Origin of the sequence: Streptomyces sp. NBC_00258, assembly GCF_036182465.1 — a bacterium.
In the GTDB taxonomy this organism is placed as follows: Bacteria; Actinomycetota; Actinomycetes; order Streptomycetales; family Streptomycetaceae; genus Streptomyces.
In genome coordinates this window covers 7,386,522-7,403,204 of sequence record NZ_CP108081.1, presented here as the reverse complement: position 1 = coordinate 7,403,204, position 16,683 = coordinate 7,386,522, and the positions used below count along the sequence as shown (strand labels likewise).

Here is a 16,683-nt window from a genome sequence, read left to right as displayed (position 1 = left end):
CCCCCGCGACGTATCGCGCTGATCACGGCACAAGGCTATCGCTCTCCACGGGCCCCCCGTCATGAGCCGTATGTGTACAAAAGAGGGACCCCCTTTTTGACACTCTGCACAGTTCGCTCCGCGAGGGGCGCCCCTAAGGGGCGCGGGGAACTGCGCGACAAGCCACGACGGCCCCGCAGCCGACAACCCACCCGGGGGCCTGGGGGCGAAGCCCCCAGTTCCGCCAAGGGGGACCCGCCCCAAAGGGCCTCAGGCCGCCAGTCGCTCGGCCTCCGCGACGGCCTCCTCCAGGCTGTCCACGACCGGCACCCCGACCCCCTCAAGGCTGGCCCGGCTGTGCGACCCGCCGGTGTAGAGCACGGCCCGCGCCCCCACGTGCAGCGCCGCGACCGCGTCGTCCGCCGCGTCCCCGATCACCACCGTACGAGCGGGCTCCACGCCCGTCAGCGCTCCCACATGGCGGACCATGTGCTCGGCCTTGCTGCCCCCGGACGGCCCGGTCCGCCCGTCGACCCGTACGAAATGGGGCTCGATCCCGAACCCCCGCACCAACGGGACGAGCTCGTCGTGCCCGTACATGCTCAGGATCGACTGACTGCGACCGGCCGACACCCATTCGGCGAGCAGCCCGGGCACCCCGTCGGTGAGCCCGCAGCCCACCCGGTGCTCCGTGTAGTACCGATGGAAGGTCAGGTCCATGACCTCCCACTCCTCGTCCGTGGGCAGCCGCCCTATCAGCCGCTCGTAGAACTTCGGCACCGGTACGCAGTACAGCTCCCGGTATCGCTCCAGCGTGATCGGTTCCAGCCCAAGCTCGGCGAACGCCGCGTTCGTCGCGCCGATGATCGCCGTGTTGTCGTGGAACAGGGTTCCGTTCCAGTCCCAGACAATGTGTGCCGCTCCGTGCATCCCCATACCAGAAAAATACCCGGCCACACTGACAACACATCCGGTGTGCTCCAGTGCGCGCCCCCAGGAGCCGCGGCCAGGAGGCCGGGCCCGTCAGTCGCCCAGCCCCACCAGGTTCGGAATCTCCTGCGTGGCGAACCACAGCAGCTCGTAGTCCTCGGCCCCGTCCACGACGAACTGCGCGTCGTCGTCCCCCCGGTCGGCCGCGCCCAGCGCCTCCGCGGCCGCCGTGACGTCCGCCTCGGCCTCGTCCGAGTCCAGGTGCACGGCCGCGGCCTTGGCCAGCGCGACGGCCCCGCCGACCCGCACCTCGCCGAGCGAGGCGGGGTCGAGCCCCCGGTCGGGGTCGGCGACCGCGGCCCCGTCCGGCACGTCTACCGCGACGACGACCCGCCGCCGGGGGGCTCCGGGGTCGAGCGCGACCAGCCTCAGAGAGGCGATGGCGGCCCGGTTCAGCGCCGCGTACTCCAGTTCCTCGATGTCCTCGGACAGGTACCACTCCCGCAGCGCGGGCGTGACGGCGTACGCGACGAAGGGCCCCGACCCCAGCTCACCCGTCTTGTACGCCTCGGCGAGACCGGAGAGGGTCAGGGGGACGTAGACGCGCATGGCTGGCCGCTTTCGTAGTCGGATCCCGCAATCGGATCGCGTGGTCGGGTTTCGCCGTCGGGTTTCGCCGTCGGAGGACTCCGAGGGGGCGGCTCCGCGCCTCCCGGGAGGGCCTTCAGGATACGTGCGGGCGTCCCCTTTCGAGTCCCGGCCACCCCTCCGGAGGCGTCCACCGCCCGCCTCGCACATCACCCGGTACACCCCTGCCCCGCCAAGCCTCCCGCCCTCCCCCGTCACCCTGATAGGTGAACATTCCGGTGCCCCCGGCGCGCGCCCAGCGTCCTTGCGGCCGCCCGCTCCCGCCTCGTACAAGATCCCCAACGGAAAGTTACCGACCGGTATCCAGCCGGTCCGACGGAATGGGGATCCCGCCGTGAACAAGGTGATGACCAGGACGAAGCGCACCACGGGCGCCCCGGGCACCCGCCCGCCGGTACGCCACGACACGCGCCGCCCTGGCGGCGGCTCACCGCGTACGACCCCGGGTGGCGGCACACCCCGCACGCGGCGGGCCGGCACCGCGCCGGACACGGCAGTGGGCGGCACGCCGCCGGGCAGCACCTCACTCGCCCCGGCCCGGAACGCGAGCGCGAGCGCACCTCGTACGGCACCGCGCGACGGCCGCCCGCCCACCGCCTCGCCCGTCCCGTCCGGAGCCCCGCCCCGGACGACCCCCACAGCCCCCGCTGAGGGCCCTCCGGGCGCACCCCGGCAGCCTCGCCCCACCGACCTGTTCGCCGACCGTCTGCTGGCCGTTCTGAGTGGTCAGCGCCCCGTCCACTGCATGCTCCGGCACACCGCGGGACGCGCGTACGACGAACTGGCCTGGCTCGCCGAACGCGGCCCGCTCCGCGCCCGCGGCACCCGCCCCGTCGTCCGCGACATCGGCTACTACGTGCCCCGTCCGGGCGCCGTCGAGGCCTTCGCCCGCATCGGGGCGGGCGACCAGCTCCGCGCCATGGCATTCCGCCTGGAACAGGGCTCCGACCTCCGCTGGCGCTGCACAGCAGTGGAGCTGGGCGGCGCCCGCATGCCGCACACGGACGAGGACTGACCCGCGCACCAGATACGCCCCCACCCTGGGCGCCCCGTCAGGGGCGCGGGGAACTGCGCGACAAGCCCCCACCGGCCCGCAGCCGACAACACCCGGGCCAGGGGCCGACCCAACACGAAGGGCCGGGCACCAAAAGGTGCCCGGCCCTTCAACTGCCCACCCCGCGGAGCGAACCGCTCACCCCGGGGAGCGAACCGTCACTTCTTGCGGCGACGGCCACCCTTCTGCTGCTTACGACGCTCCGCGCGCGTAAGCCCGTCGGACTCCGACCGCACCGGCTCGTCGTCGTTGGCGAAGTCGCCCTCGACGACGCCGCCCTCGCCGTCCACGGTGGGCGCGGAGAAGTGCAGCCGGTCCGGCCGCTGCGGAGCGTCGAGCCCCTTGGCCCGGATCTCCGGACGGGAGGCACCCGCCGGAACCGCGCCGCCCTTGGAGAGCGACGGCTTGGCGTCCTCGACCGGAACCTCCTCGACCTGCTGCTCGACCTGGACCTCCAGGTTGAACAGGTAGCCGACGGACTCCTCCTTGATGCCGTCCATCATGGCGGTGAACATGTCGAAGCCCTCGCGCTGGTACTCGACCAGCGGGTCCTTCTGGGCCATCGCGCGCAGGCCGATGCCCTCCTGGAGGTAGTCCATCTCGTAGAGGTGCTCGCGCCACTTGCGGTCCAGGACCGACAGCACGACCCGACGCTCCAGCTCACGCATGATCTCGGAGCCGAGCTGCTCCTCACGGGACGCGTACTGCTCGTAGATGTCGTCCTTGATGGACTCGGAGATGAACTCGGCGGTCAGGCCTGCGCGGTCGCCGGCCGCGTCCTCCAGCTCCTCGACGGTGACCTTCACCGGGTAGAGCTGCTTGAAGGCGCCCCACAGCCGGTCCACGTCCCATTCCTCGGCGAAGCCCTCGGCGGTCTCCGCGTCGATGTACGCGTCGATCGTGTCGTTCATGAAGTGCTGGATCTGCTCCTGCAGGTCCTCGCCCTCCAGGACGCGGCGACGCTCGCCGTAGATGACCTCGCGCTGCCGGTTGAGGACCTCGTCGTACTTGAGGACGTTCTTCCGGGTCTCGAAGTTCTGCGTCTCGACCTGCGACTGGGCGGAGGCGATGGCCCGGGTGACCATCTTGTTCTCGATCGGCACGTCGTCCGGGACGTTGGCCATCGACATGACGCGCTCGACCATCTGGGCCTTGAAGAGGCGCATCAGGTCGTCGCCAAGGGAGAGGTAGAAGCGGGACTCGCCCGGGTCGCCCTGACGGCCGCTGCGGCCGCGCAGCTGGTTGTCGATACGGCGGGACTCGTGCCGCTCGGTGCCCAGCACATAGAGCCCGCCGAGGTCCTTGACCTCTTCGAACTCGGCCTGCACGGCCTTCTCGGCCCGCTCCAGGGCGGCGGGCAGCGCGGCGGCCCACTCCTCGATGTGCTCCTCGGGGTCGAGGCCGCGCTGGCGCAGCTCCGCCTCGGCGAGGTCGTCGGGGTTGCCGCCGAGCTTGATGTCCGTACCACGGCCGGCCATGTTCGTGGCGACGGTGACGGCACCCTTGCGGCCGGCCTGGGCGATGATCGGGGCCTCGCGGTCGTGCTGCTTCGCGTTCAGCACCTCGTGCTGGATGCCTCGCTTGGAGAGCTGCTGCGAGAGGTACTCGGACTTCTCGACCGACGTCGTACCGACGAGGATCGGCTGGCCCTTCTCGTGCTTCTCGGCGATGTCGTCGACGACGGCCTCGAACTTCGCCACCTCGGTGCGGTAGATCAGGTCGGACATGTCCTTGCGGACCATCGGCCGGTTGGTCGGGATCGGGACGACGCCGAGCTTGTAGATCTGGTGGAACTCGGCGGCCTCGGTCATCGCCGTACCAGTCATGCCGGAGAGACCGGGGACTTCCTTGCCGTTGCGGTCGTGGCGCTTGTAGAGGCGGAAGAAGTTCTGCAGGGTGATCGTGGCGAGCGTCTGGTTCTCGTCCTTGATGTCCACCCCTTCCTTCGCCTCGATCGCCTGGTGCATGCCCTCGTTGTAGCGGCGGCCGGCGAGGATACGGCCGGTGTGCTCGTCGACGATCATGACTTCGCCGTCGATGACGACGTAGTCCTTGTCCTTCTTGAAGAGCTCCTTGGCCTTGATGGCGTTGTTCAGGTAGCCCACCAGAGGCGTGTTCACCGACTCGTAGAGGTTGTCGATGCCCAGCCAGTCCTCGACCTTGGCGACGCCGGGCTCGTGGATGGCGACGGTGCGCTTCTTCTCGTCGACCTCGTAGTCGCCGGTTTCCTCGATGCCCTTGAGGGTGTTGCCCGCCTCGCCCTTCTTCAGGCGCGTGACGAGCTTCGCGAAGTCGCCATACCACTTGGTGGCCTGGTCGGCGGGGCCGGAGATGATCAGCGGCGTACGGGCCTCGTCGACGAGGATCGAGTCGACCTCGTCGACCACCGCGAAGTTGTGGCCGCGCTGCACCAGTTCGTCCTGCGACCACGCCATGTTGTCGCGCAGGTAGTCGAAGCCGAACTCGTTGTTCGTGCCGTACGTGATGTCGCACGCGTACTGCTCGCGGCGCTGGGCCGGCGTCATGTTGGCCAGGATGCAGCCGACGCTCAGGCCCAGGAACTTGTGGACACGGCCCATCATCTCGGAGTCGCGCTCGGCCAGGTAGTCGTTGACCGTGATGAGGTGAACGCCGTCTCCGGAGAGGGCGTTCAGATACGTGGGCAGCGTGCCGACCAGGGTCTTGCCCTCACCGGTCTTCATCTCGGCGACATAGCCGAGGTGGAGCGCTGCGCCGCCCATGATCTGCACGTCGTAGGGACGCTGGCCGAGGGCGCGCTTGGCGGCCTCCCGGACGGTCGCGAACGCCTCGGGCAGCAGGTCGTCGAGGCTTTCGCCGTCGACGTACCGCTGCTTGTACTCATCGGTCAGGGCTCGCAGCTCGGCGTCGGAGAGGTCAACGAAGTCCTCTTCGATGGAGTTGACCTGGTCCGCGATGCGGTGCAGCTTGCGCAGGATCTTTCCTTCGCCTGCACGCATGATCTTCGAGAGGACGGACACGGGGGTTTGTCTCCTTGCCGGTCGGGCCTGGGACGGTCGGTTTCAATGACGGTTTCAAATCACAGCTTGAGCAACGGCCATCGTAAGCGAGGACCCCACCGCGCCGGGAGGTCTGCATGTGACAGCCATCAAGACAACGGGCGGAGGATGCGGAAGGTGCCGCGCAAGCGCTACGAAAGGTAACCGTCGACTCACGCAGAGCCAAAGTTATGGCTTCCGCACCGAAGCCCTAGCAGAATCGGCCGATGGACCCCGTCACACTGACCTCCGAACGGCTCCTGCTGCGCACCGTGGGACCGCACGACACCGACGCCGTGTACGACGCCGTCCAGGATCCCGACATCCAGCGCTGGACCACGATCCCGTCGCCCTATCTGCGCGAGCACGCGGTGGGCTTCACGGAGCAGCTGGTGCCCGACGGCTGGGCGGACTGCTCGATGTTCACGTTCGGTGTCTTCCTGCCGGTCGGCGGTGAACTCGCCGGCATGCTCGCCATCACGATGCGCTCCCTGGGGGTCGGCGAGATCGGCTTCTGGGCGACGAAGGAACACCGGGGCAACGGCTACATCACCGAGGCCGCCCTCACCGCCTCCCGCTGGGCGTTCACCCAACGGGCGATCGACCGCGTCGAATGGCGGGCCGAGGTGGGCAACACGGGCTCCCGCGCGGTCGCCGAACGCGCCGGCTTCACCGTCGAGGGCACCCTCCGCTCCGGCATCAACAACAAGGGCGTACGCCGCGACTGCTGGGTCGGATCCCTGCTCCCGTCGGACCTGGGACTGCCGTCGACAGCGCCCTACCTGCCCGCTCCACACCAGGGCTGAACTCCCGGCGCCCGCCCGTCCGCCGGCTCTCTCCCCGGCAGTTCTCGCAGCTCAGAGCCGACTGTCAGTGGCACCGCATATCGTGCGGACCATGACGAGTCTGCCGCGCCCCACCGCCGAACTCTCCGCCGACGAGGCCCGCCGAATCGCCCTGCGCGCCCAGGGTTTCCTGGGCGCCCCGGACCGCAGGGGCGGCGTCCGAGGCGTACTGCGGCACCTGGGCGCGGTCCAGCTCGACACGATCTCCGTCCTGGCCCGCTCCCACGAACTCATCCCGTACGCCCGCCTCGGCTCGGTCGGCCGCAAGACGGTGGACGGCGCCTACTGGACCCCCGCGTCCGACGGCACGGCTCCGCCACGCCCCCACGCCTTCGAGTACTGGTCGCACGCCGCCTGCATCCTCCCCGTCGAGGAGTGGCCGCACTTCGCGTTCCGCCGCCGCGCCTACCGCGCCCGCCCGCACTGGAACCACGCGCTGCCGGACGGCACGTACGAACAGGTCATCAAGCAGCTGAGGACCGAAGGCCCGCTCACGGCCACCGACTTGGGCGGCGCGAAGAAGACCAGCGAGTGGTGGGACTGGTCGGGCACGAAGGTCGCCGTCGAGCGCGCGCTGATGTACGGCGAGGTGGTGTGCACCGAGCGCCGCGGCTGGAAGCGGGTGTACGACCTCGCCGAGCGCGCCATCCCCGGCGACCTGCTCCACGACGAGCTGGACGACACGGAGTGCCTGCGCCGCCTGGTCCGGCTCGCGGGCCAGTCCCTGGGAGTCGGCACGCGCGCGGACATCGCCGACTACCACCGCCTCAAGGGCGAGCAGGTCGACGCGGTGCTCGCGGACTCCGGTCTGGTCCCGGTCACGGTGGAGGGCTGGTCCAAGCCCGCCTGGGCGGATCCTGTGGCCCTGGAGACACCTCCGCGGGGCCGCCACCGCACCACACTCCTGTCGCCGTTCGACTCCCTGGTCTGGGAGCGGGCCCGTACGGAGCGCGTCTTCGGCTTCACCCACCGCCTGGAGGCCTACGTCCCCAAGCCGAAGCGGGTCTACGGCTACTTCGCCATGCCGGTCCTCGCCGGCGGCCACCTGGTCGGCCGCGTCGACCCGGCCCGCGAGGGCACCACACTGGTCGCCAAGCAGGTCACCCTCGACAGCCTCAAAGCAGTACCAGCAGTGGCCCAGGCCCTCCTGGAAGCAGCCACCTGGGTCGACTGCACCAACATCCGCGTGGAGCGGGCGAACACCCCGGCCCTACGAGACGCCCTGACAACGGAACTGGCCCGAACGCTGGGCTAGGGGTCCTAGTCGGCAGTGCGAAGGCCAAGCGCCCCGTTGAGGGGCGCGGGGAACTGCGCGACAAGCCCCCACCGGCCCGCAGCTACGAACCGGCCCCCGACCCCACGGCGCCCTCAACGAATCTCAAGAATCTTCTCCCGCATCGCATACACCACGGCCTCCATCCTGGAGTGCAGCTGCAGCTTCTCCAGAATGTTCCGCACGTGGTTCTTCACGGTGTTCTCGGAGATGAACAACTCCTTGGCGATATCCCGGTTGTTCATCCCGGTCGCGACGAGCTTGAGAACCTCCAGCTCACGCTCGGTGAGCCGAGGCGCCGGCACAAGCCGCCGCTCATCCGTGCGCTGGATCATCGACTTGAACTCGGTGAGCAGCTTCGACGCCATCGACGGACTGATCTGCGACTGCCCGTCCGCAACGGCACGAATGGCCGTGGCCACTTCGTCCGTGGAGATCTCCTTCAGGAGATACCCGGTGGCCCCCGCCTTGATCGCGTCGTAGAGGTCGGCCTCCTCGTCGCTGATCGTCAGCATGATGATCTTCGCGCTGGGCGCGACCTCCTTGATGGAGGTGCATGCCTCGATGCCGCCACGCTTGGGCATCCGTACGTCCATCAGCACGATGTCCGGCAGCAGATCGGCGGCCTTGTCGACCGCCTCCGCGCCGTCACCCGCCTCCCCGACGACCTGGATGTCCTCCTCGGCGGCGAGCACGATCTCCAGGCCGCGACGGAAGAGGGCGTGGTCGTCCACGACAAGGACCCTGATGGGTTCCTTGCGTGGGGCCCCCGCGTCCGGGCCCATGCCGACGACGCCGTCGTCGGCATCTTCGTCACGCATCGGTCCGAAGCTGTCCGCCATGGTTCCTCCCCCTGAAGGCCGTGGCCTGTGTTTCTTGTGCCATCGCCAACCCGAGGCAACGGCCCACCGGTTGGGCCGGTACGGCCATGATTTCATGCCCGGGCGACAACGCGACGACAGAGCGGGGCACTAAGGGGTCGCACACCGGTGCCCCTGGGGGCGCACGGGCGCTCCAGGGGCACCGGTGGGGATCCCCGGCCGAAGGCCGTGGGGAGCCGACCGGGCGAGGTCAGCCGCCCAGCGCCCCGCCTGCCGGGGCCTGCTGCGCCTTGGCGACCATCGGGTCGGTACTGAGGTGAATGACGCCGTAGTCGTACGCGTGCCGCCGGTAGACGACACTCGGTTCCTTGGTCTCGGAGTCGACGAACAGATAGAAGTCGTGCCCGACCAGCTCCATCTCGTAGAGCGCCTGGTCGAGCGTCATCGGGGACGCGACATGTGTCTTCTCGCGGACGACGAGGGGGCCGTCACCCTTCACCTCGATCGAGCCGATCTTCTTGGTCGGCACGGCCTCGGGCTCTTCCTCGTGGACCACACTGCCGTTCCCGTTCAGCGTTGCCGCGCCCGGGACGTGGTCGGCGACCTCGGCTGCCGAGATCCTGCGGGCGCCACGGCGTGTGTACCGCTTGTCGTGCTGCTTGCGCAGCCGTGCTTCCAGCTTGTCTGCCGCCAGGTCCAGCGCCGCGTACGGATCGCTTGCCGCTGCCTCCGCCCGGATCACCGGACCGCGGGAGTGAAGCGTGATCTCCACTCGGTCGGAGCGGTCGGCCTGTCGAGGGTTGAGCTCCTTGGACACCTCGACGTCGAGGCTGATCACCTTGCCGTCGAGCTTCTGGATCTTCTCCAGCTTCAGCTTCTCGGCCACGTGCTTGCGGAACCGCTCGGGCACCTCGGTCTTGCGGCCCTTGACGACGATGTCCACGCAGAACTCCGTTCCCGGATCACTCCGCATCGACGGCGGAGCATCTCCCTTTTGCACCAGGCTCCAGCGACTCCCGGAGCCTCGGACTCGGTGACTTCCACCTCCTCCTCCCCCGCGGGCAAGATCTCCACCCACTGTCGCGGGTGATTGCAGAAAACCCACGGCACGGCATTCCGATATGCGAGGGGCGGCGTCCGCCATTCCCTCACAACCGAACATATCTCGCCTGGACGGATGGCGTCACCCTCTACTGCGGCGTACCTCCATTCAGGTGAATAGAACCTCTCACTACCTGCAACGACGCAACTTCTCTGTCAGTTCCGGTTTATTTCGAAAGATGCCGGAGTCGCCGCGACCACAGCCGCTGCGAGCATGCCTTCGGCGCCGTTCGTACCTCTCATTTCCCTGACCGCTTCTGGTCGGCCTACACCTGTCGCCGTCGCTTGAGACATCCCTTCCCCAGTCACTTTGGGTGTTACCCGGCCGTAAGGACCGGTTCTCGCCACGAGAACGGCCCTCAGGGCCCGTGCCGCCTCTGTCAGGGACGCGCCCGTGGTCATCAGGTCGTCGACGAGCACGACCCGCCCGCCCCCGGCCAGCAGCCGCGCGCCTCCCGCGGGCACCTCCAGGGCACCGGCGAGATTGTCCAGCCGCTGCCGGGAGTTGAGCCCGGACTGGTCGGCCACGGCACGCCGCTGCCGCAGTACGGCGAGTACCCGGGCAGGTGTCCCCGTACGCCGCAGCTCACCCGCCGCGGCGAGCGCGATCCGCCGTGCCGGGTCGTGCCCCCGCGCCCGGACCGCCCAGGGCGCGGACGGCACGGGAACGAGCACCACGGACGCCTCTGAGCCGACCACTCCGCCAGGTCCGCCGGGCACGAGCCCCGCGGCCCCGCTCCCGCCGCCGGTCGCGAGCCCCGCCCGCACGGCCCCAGCCAGCGCCGCTCCCAGAGGCCCCGCGAGCATCAGCGCACCCCGTTCCTTGTGGGCGAGGAGCACCGCGCGCACCTCGTCCTCGTACGGAGCCGCCGCGTGCACCACCGGCAGCCCCGGTGGTTCCGGCTCCGGTCGCACCCGGCTCGGTACGGCCCCCGTCAGGGCGGCACGGCACTCCGGGCAGAGCACCGTGCGAGGCCTCCCACAGCCTCCGCACTCGGCCGGCAGCACCAGGTCGGTGAGGTCCTGCCACCACCCCCGCATGCCCACCACTGTGCCAACGCCCGAGCGCCCCGGCCACCCCTGTGGACAACTCCCTGTGGACAACTCCGCGCAACCACAAGGACGTTGTCACCCACACGAGTGAGGCGCTCAGAGGGCGAAGGCAAACCGGCCAGTCCGGGCAAGGCCGGGGCTCACCCCGGATAGACCGGCGCCATCCCCGTCTTGACCACCGTCTGCCACTGGGACCCGGACGAGAGCCGCACGATCCCGTCCTCCGAGTGGGCCACCAGGGGCAGCCGTTCGTCCTCGGAGGCGGCGATCTCCTTCACACCGGTGAGCGCGGCGGGTGCCGGGCCGACCGGCGTGGAGCCGTCGACCTGGACGTACTGGATCTGCTGCACGACCCGGGCCTCGCGTCCGACCACGACCAGACGGCTGTCGCCGGCCCAGGACATGGCGGTGACCTCCTCCAACTGCGGTGCCACGGACCGCAGCTCATGGATGGAGACGGACGGCTTCCCGTCCGATCCGTTCTGCCGCTCGATCCGCCCCATGAGCAGCGTCGTCCTGTCGTCCTTCCGCACGATCAGCGCGATCCGCACACCGTCGGCGGCCACCCGCACCGCCTCGATCCGCCCTTCGAGCCCGGGCGTCGTGACCACCAGAGGCTCACCCGCGCCCTTCGCGAGCAGAAGCAGCCTGGAGCTCTTCGGGTCACGGTCGGCCACCCACAGGTTCCGGCTCGTGTCCCAACTGGGCGTCGTCAGCCCGTCGTCCTCCGACTTGGCCTTGCTGCGCAGCACGGGCTCCCCGAGCGAACCGCCCGACGCGAGCGACCCGACGTACAGCGAGCGCCCGTCGAGCGACACCCCGGCCGCCGTGTCCTCGTCCCGCGAGACCGCGGCCGCCCGCAGCGCCTTGTCACCGTCGCCGAGCGCACCCGGCACCGGCTCGGGCTCCTGCTCGCTGCCCGCGCTCGCTATCCGGACGAGCCTCTTCTCACCGTCGATGAAGTACTCGTACTCGGCACGCTTCGCCGGGCCGTGCGCGACGTAGACCTCGGCGTTGCCGGCGCCGAGCACGCACGACTGCGTACCGTCCGAACGCTGCAGTTCCACCTCGTCGATGCCCGTGGGCGTCAGGTCCTGGAGGGTGAACAGGAGTTGGGCCGCCATCTCCGTGCACACGGACTGGTCGATCCGGTCGGCCTTGTCGTTCAGTGGCACCGTCAGCCGGTTCTGGTCGTCGAGCGTCAGTGACTTGACGCCCTTCTTCAACGCCGTACCGGTGGGGAAGCTGGACCTGACGACCGGCTTGAGCCAGCTCGTCGGCCCCTTCAGGAGCGAGCGGACCATCTGCGTCACCGGGTCCACCTGCTCACGCACATAGACGGGGTCGGCGACCGCCCCGAGCCGCTTGTCCGCCCCGCCCGACGTGTTCGACGCGAAGTAGTACTTGTTGACGGACACGTAGTTGCGCTGGAAGTCGGACTTCCCCATCACGAGGCCCTGCGGCAGCTCGTCGATGCGCCACTGCTTGCTGCCGTCCTTCTCCTTCTGCTTCGTGAGGTGCACGAACTCGCTGTACGTTCCCGCGGCCGGCTCGTACGCGAACTGCGAGTCCACCTTGGCGACCCTGGTGCCGGTCAGCGAGTAGGCGTAGTCGCCGGTCGCCTCCCGGCTGCCGCTGTGCTCCGCCGCGGTGTTCGGCCCGTCCGCGAGCACCGTCGTCGACTGGTTGGGACGCCACTCCTTGGACGCCTCGCCCGTCAGGTACTTGCGTGCCGTCTCGAACCCCGGATCGTCGCTGGTCAGCGCCTCCAGGAAGCCCTGCACGATCTCCTCGGGCCGCGCGTTCTCCCGCGGCGGCATGGCGAAGACCCGGACCTGCGGGTCCGGCCGCTGCGAGGCTTCGACCCCGCGCAGATCCCCGCCGTCCGGCATCGAGGCGCACCCGGTCAGCAGCAGGGCTCCGCAGACGCCGTACGCCACCAGGCGCACCGGACGCCGACGGCCGCCCCGATCGCGGTCAGCGCCCACGTGATTCCTCCCCCTGCTTCAACTGTTCCGGCTCCCCACCGGTTCCCCGGCCGTCCTCGGACGGGGCTTCCTCCGCAGCCGCGGTGCTCTGGCCACGCACCTCCGCGGTGGGCCGCGGCACCACGCGCGCGCCGTTGCCGGGCAGCGCCGCGGGATCCACGGCGCCCGTCACCCGGGGGGCGAGCTGCGAGCGCGCCTGCATGGGCGGCGGCCCGGCACGCTCACTGACGGGCTGCGCGGGCACTGTGGCCATCTTCTGCGTGCCGCCGAGGGGCAGCCCCGCGTCGTTCAGCCCACGGTTGCGCCGCGAGTCCTTGGGCTCCAGGGGTATCGGCGAGCCCCGCAGCGGCTCGTCCGCGGTCCGCGGCAGCGTCAGCCGGAACTGCGAGCCGCCACCCGGCTCCCCCCAGGCCTGCAGCCAGCCACCGTGCAGCCGCGCGTCCTCCAGGGCGATGGACAGGCCGAGGCCCGTACCGCCGGTCGTACGCGCGCGTGCCGGGTCCGCCCGCCAGAAGCGGCTGAACACCCGGGTCGCCTCGCCGGGCTTGAGCCCCACTCCGTAGTCGCGCACCGCGACCGCGACCGCCCCGCCCGCCGCGGCGAGTTTGACCACGACGTCCTTGCCCTCGCCGTGCTCCACGGCGTTGACGACGAGGTTGCGCAGCACCCGCTCCACGCGCCGGGCGTCCGCCTCGGCGACCACCGGCTGCTGGTCCCCGACGACCTGTATGTGCGTGCCCTTGCGCTCGGCGAGCGGCTCGGCCCCGCTGACGACCCTGCGTACGACCTCACGCAGGTCTATCGGCTCGGCCTCCAGGGCCGCCGCGCCCGCGTCGAAGCGGCTGATCTCCAGCAGGTCCGCGAGCAGCGTCTCGAACCGGTCCAGCTGGTCGGCGAGCAGCTCGGCCGACCGTGCGGTCATCGGATCGAAGTCCACGCGCGCGTCGTGGATGACGTCGGCCGCCATCCGGACGGTCGTCAGCGGCGTACGCAGCTCGTGCGACACGTCGGAGACGAACCGCCGCTGCATCCGCGACAGGTCCTCCAGCTGCTGGATCTTCAGCTGCAGGTTCTGCGCCATCTTGTTGAAGGCCTCGCCGAGCCGCGCGATGTCGTCCTCGCCGGTGACCTTCATACGTTCCTGAAGGCGTCCGGCGGACAGCCGTTCGGCGATCCCTGCGGCCATCCGCACGGGCGTGACGACCTGGCGCACCACGAGCCAGGCGATCGCCCCGAGCAGCACCACCACGAACAGCCCGGCCGTCGCGAGCGTCCCCTTGACGAGGCTGAGCGACTTCTCCTCCTGCGTGAGCGGGAAGAGGTAGTACAGCTGGTACGGGTTGTTCTTGGGGTCGTTGAGCTGTGTGCCGATGATCAGCGCCGGCTGGGAATCCTGGCCGTTGGTGTAGAAGATGCGCGTGTAGCTCTGGGCGGCGCCCGTGCCCTCGTCGACCCGGTCACGCAGGTCCTCGGGCACGCTGAGGCTCCAGTCGACGAAGCCCGACGCACGTGGTCCGAGGCCCCTGCTGTCGCTGTCGGCGGAGGTGGTGGTGAGGGTCACGACACTGAACGCGCCCTGGCCGCCGCTGGACAGCGACTCCACGAGAGCGCTCATCCACCCGCTCACGTTCTGCACGGGGTTCTCGTCCGCGCCCGGGCCGTCGTCCCCGCCCGCGCCCGCCGCGCTGTCGGCCTCCTGCTTGGCGACCGTGAACCCGCCCGTGGCCTGGCTCTGCGAGGCCTTCACCTTGGCGTCCAGCAGGCCGTTGCGCACCTGCCCGATCACGACGAAGCCCAGCAGCAGAACGACACCCAGCGACATCAGCAGGGTCGTGACGACGACCTTGAGCTGGATGTTGCGCCGCCACAGCCGCATGACGGGCAGCAGCGGACGGCGCACCCAGCGCATGAACAGCCGAAGGACCGGGCTGCCCTGGACTCCGCCCTGCAGCAGCCCGCCCTCGGTGAACTGCCCCCAGCGGGAGCCCGTCGTCTTCCGGCCGACAGGCCGCCCCGCGCGGGTCCCCGGCTGGCCGGGCGCCGAAGCGGCACTGTCCCGGGACATGTCAGCTCGGTCCGGCCTTGTAACCGACGCCACGGACGGTCACCACGATCTCCGGCCGCTCCGGGTCCTTCTCGACCTTGGAGCGCAGCCGCTGCACATGGACGTTCACCAGGCGGGTGTCCGCCGCGTGGCGGTAGCCCCACACCTGCTCCAGGAGCACCTCTCGCGTGAACACCTGCCACGGCTTGCGGGCCAGCGCCACCAGCAGGTCGAACTCCAGCGGGGTCAGTGCGATGGACGCCCCGTCCCGCTTCACAGAGTGACCGGCCACGTCGATGACCAGATCGCCGATCGCGAGCTGCTCGGGCGCCGGCTCCTCCGACCTGCGCAGCCTGGCCCGGATCCGGGCCACCAGCTCCTTTGGCTTGAACGGCTTCACGATGTAGTCGTCCGCGCCCGACTCCAGGCCGACCACGACATCGACGGTGTCGCTCTTCGCGGTGAGCATCACGATCGGCACCCCGGACTCCGCCCTGATCAGGCGGCACACCTCGATACCGTCCCGGCCGGGAAGCATCAGGTCCAGGAGCACCAGGTCGGGCTTGCTCTCACGGAAAGCGGCCAGCGCCTTGTCGCCGTCGGCTACGAAAGACGGCTCAAAACCTTCACCACGCAACACAATGCCGAGCATCTCGGCCAGTGCGGTGTCGTCATCGACGACAAGGACTCGTCCCTTCATAAACGACATCATCCCATTAACTAAATCGTTACCTGGCGTGACCTGTCACACAGCTCTTCAAGCGCCTCAGCCGTCACGGGAGAAACAGCGCCCTCCTCGGTGACGATCGCGGTCACCAGCTCGGGCGGCGTCACGTCGAACGCCGGGTTGTACGCCTGGGTCCCCAGGGGTGCCACCGGTATCCCGCCTCCCGCTTCCGCTCCCGCCACCGGCACCTGGGGTGCTGTGATCTCCGTCACTTCATGTCCGGCACGCTGCTCGACCTCGATCGCTGCTCCGTTCGGAGTGTCCGGATCCACCGTCGTCACCGGCGCCACCACGATGAACGGCACATGGTGGTACCTGGCCAGCACCGCGAGCGGATAGCTCCCCACCTTGTTCGCCACCGAACCGTCGGCCGCGATCCGGTCGGCACCGATCAGCACCGCGTCCACCTCTCCCGCCGAGAACAGCGATCCCGCCGCGTTGTCCGTGAGCAAGGTGTACGCCATTCCGGTCCGCGCCGCCTCATAGGCTGTCAGGCGAGCACCTTGCAGCAACGGCCGCGTCTCGTCCACCCAGAGCCTGCGCAGCCGCCCCGCCCGATGCGCCGCGAGCGCCACGGCGAACGCCGTGCCCTCGCCCCCTGACACCAGCGCACCGGTGTTGCAGTGGGTCAGAATCCGGTGGTTTCCCCCGGGCAGCAGCTCGTCGAGGAGCGCCAGCCCGTGCGTGGCCATCCGGGCGCTGGCCTGGGCATCCTCCTTGTGGAGTGCCCGCGCGGCGGCCAGCGCGGCCTCCGCGGCCTGCTTCTGGTCACCACCGCCCCGCAGGACCGCGAGGTGGGCCGCCTGGGCCCTGCGTGCCCCGTACGAGAGGTTCACGGCGGTGGGCCGGGCACTCGCGAGCGCGGCGGCTGCCTCGTCCACGTCGAACCCTCGCGCGGCGGCGAGCGCGACGCCGTACGCCCCCGCGATGCCGAGCAGCGGCGCCCCGCGAACGGCGAGCGTACGGATCGCCTCCACCAGGGCGGGTGCGTCCGTGCACACCAGCTCGACCTCCTCGGCGGGCAGCCGCGTCTGGTCGAGGAGGACCAGTACCGGGCCTTCCGGCGGCTCGTCCCACCGGATCGCCGGTATCTCGGTGGGCCGGTTGTTCTCGCTGGATTGCGCGTACTGATCAGCCATCCGACCAGTCTGCCCCGTACCGGCCGGACAATTGAAGGTGTGCAGCCCATACGGCAGCCGGTCA

At 69.9% G+C, this 16,683-nt stretch carries 13 protein-coding genes; 3 read left to right on the top strand and 10 right to left on the bottom strand.

What is annotated here, in order from left to right; translation table 11 throughout:
* Positions 1-249: 249 nt before the first annotated feature.
* Together OG718_RS33040 and OG718_RS33035 are read right to left on the bottom strand one after the other, a co-directional pair.
* Positions 250-915 (bottom strand): HAD family hydrolase, encoded by a 666-nt coding sequence (locus tag OG718_RS33040; protein WP_143632760.1) that lies wholly within the window; start codon positions 913-915, stop codon positions 250-252.
* Positions 916-1,002: 87 nt separating this feature from the next.
* Positions 1,003-1,518 (bottom strand): DUF6912 family protein, encoded by a 516-nt coding sequence (locus OG718_RS33035; RefSeq protein WP_328845888.1) that lies wholly within the window; start codon positions 1,516-1,518, stop codon positions 1,003-1,005.
* Positions 1,519-1,891: 373 nt separating this feature from the next.
* On the opposite strand from OG718_RS33035, the gene OG718_RS33030 reads away from it, so the two are divergent.
* Entirely contained in the window at positions 1,892-2,572 is a 681-nt protein-coding gene (locus tag OG718_RS33030) for an Rv3235 family protein (protein ID WP_328845887.1), read from the top strand.
* Between the two features lie 197 nt (positions 2,573-2,769).
* On the opposite strand, the gene secA is transcribed toward OG718_RS33030, so the two are convergent.
* Entirely contained in the window at positions 2,770-5,610 is a 2,841-nt protein-coding gene (secA, locus tag OG718_RS33025) for a preprotein translocase subunit SecA (protein WP_143632766.1), read from the bottom strand.
* A gap of 245 nt (positions 5,611-5,855) precedes the next feature.
* Here secA and OG718_RS33020 point away from each other — a divergent pair, with 245 nt between their 5' ends.
* A complete protein-coding gene (locus OG718_RS33020) occupies positions 5,856-6,434 on the top strand; it encodes a GNAT family N-acetyltransferase (protein WP_328845886.1) in 579 nt (192 codons plus the stop codon).
* Between the two features lie 91 nt (positions 6,435-6,525).
* Entirely contained in the window at positions 6,526-7,728 is a 1,203-nt protein-coding gene (locus OG718_RS33015) for a winged helix-turn-helix domain-containing protein (protein WP_328845885.1), read from the top strand.
* A 113-nt stretch (positions 7,729-7,841) separates the two neighbouring features.
* Here the strand turns inward: OG718_RS33015 and OG718_RS33010 are convergent, their stop codons facing one another.
* The 7 genes from OG718_RS33010 to mtnA all read right to left on the bottom strand — a co-directional run bounded on the left by OG718_RS33010 (position 7,842) and on the right by mtnA (position 16,619).
* Positions 7,842-8,588 carry a response regulator gene (locus OG718_RS33010; protein WP_143632772.1) on the bottom strand — a complete coding sequence of 249 codons (747 nt, stop codon included), beginning with the start codon at positions 8,586-8,588 and terminating at the stop codon, positions 7,842-7,844.
* A 229-nt stretch (positions 8,589-8,817) separates the two neighbouring features.
* On the bottom strand, positions 8,818-9,510 hold the full coding sequence (gene hpf, locus OG718_RS33005) for a ribosome hibernation-promoting factor, HPF/YfiA family (protein ID WP_373466239.1): 693 nt from the start codon (positions 9,508-9,510) through the stop codon (positions 8,818-8,820).
* A 314-nt stretch (positions 9,511-9,824) separates the two neighbouring features.
* Positions 9,825-10,709: a ComF family protein gene (locus OG718_RS33000; RefSeq protein ID WP_328845884.1), complete on the bottom strand. Its 885-nt coding sequence runs from the start codon at positions 10,707-10,709 to the stop codon at positions 9,825-9,827.
* A 152-nt stretch (positions 10,710-10,861) separates the two neighbouring features.
* Positions 10,862-12,709, bottom strand: a complete 1,848-nt coding sequence (locus OG718_RS32995) for an LpqB family beta-propeller domain-containing protein (RefSeq protein ID WP_143632780.1) — start codon at positions 12,707-12,709, stop codon at positions 10,862-10,864.
* A complete protein-coding gene (mtrB, locus tag OG718_RS32990; RefSeq protein WP_143632783.1) occupies positions 12,699-14,774 on the bottom strand; it encodes an MtrAB system histidine kinase MtrB in 2,076 nt (691 codons plus the stop codon). The genes OG718_RS32995 and mtrB overlap by 11 nt, the downstream gene beginning before the upstream one ends.
* Before the next feature lies 1 nt (position 14,775).
* The gene (mtrA, locus tag OG718_RS32985) at positions 14,776-15,465 is read right to left on the bottom strand and encodes a two-component system response regulator MtrA (protein ID WP_188114266.1); all 690 of its coding nucleotides are present in this window, start codon (positions 15,463-15,465) and stop codon (positions 14,776-14,778) included.
* 8 nt (positions 15,466-15,473) lie between these two features.
* The gene (gene mtnA / locus OG718_RS32980; protein ID WP_143632785.1) at positions 15,474-16,619 is read right to left on the bottom strand and encodes an S-methyl-5-thioribose-1-phosphate isomerase; all 1,146 of its coding nucleotides are present in this window, start codon (positions 16,617-16,619) and stop codon (positions 15,474-15,476) included.
* Positions 16,620-16,683: the final 64 nt, after the last annotated feature.

What these genes read in the sequence shown, in the direction of transcription:
- OG718_RS33040 (WP_143632760.1), bottom strand. Translation starts at nt 915, where the DNA reads ATGGGGATGCACGGAGCGGCACACATTGTCTGGGACTGGAACGGAACC.
- OG718_RS33035 (WP_328845888.1), bottom strand. Translation starts at nt 1,518, where the DNA reads ATGCGCGTCTACGTCCCCCTGACCCTCTCCGGTCTCGCCGAGGCGTAC.
- OG718_RS33020 (WP_328845886.1), top strand. Translation starts at nt 5,856, where the DNA reads ATGGACCCCGTCACACTGACCTCCGAACGGCTCCTGCTGCGCACCGTG.
- OG718_RS33015 (WP_328845885.1), top strand. Translation starts at nt 6,526, where the DNA reads ATGACGAGTCTGCCGCGCCCCACCGCCGAACTCTCCGCCGACGAGGCC.
- OG718_RS33010 (WP_143632772.1), bottom strand. Translation starts at nt 8,588, where the DNA reads ATGGCGGACAGCTTCGGACCGATGCGTGACGAAGATGCCGACGACGGC.
- OG718_RS33000 (WP_328845884.1), bottom strand. Translation starts at nt 10,709, where the DNA reads ATGCGGGGGTGGTGGCAGGACCTCACCGACCTGGTGCTGCCGGCCGAG.
- mtrB (WP_143632783.1), bottom strand. Translation starts at nt 14,774, where the DNA reads ATGTCCCGGGACAGTGCCGCTTCGGCGCCCGGCCAGCCGGGGACCCGC.
- mtrA (WP_188114266.1), bottom strand. Translation starts at nt 15,465, where the DNA reads ATGATGTCGTTTATGAAGGGACGAGTCCTTGTCGTCGATGACGACACC.
- mtnA (WP_143632785.1), bottom strand. Translation starts at nt 16,619, where the DNA reads ATGGCTGATCAGTACGCGCAATCCAGCGAGAACAACCGGCCCACCGAG.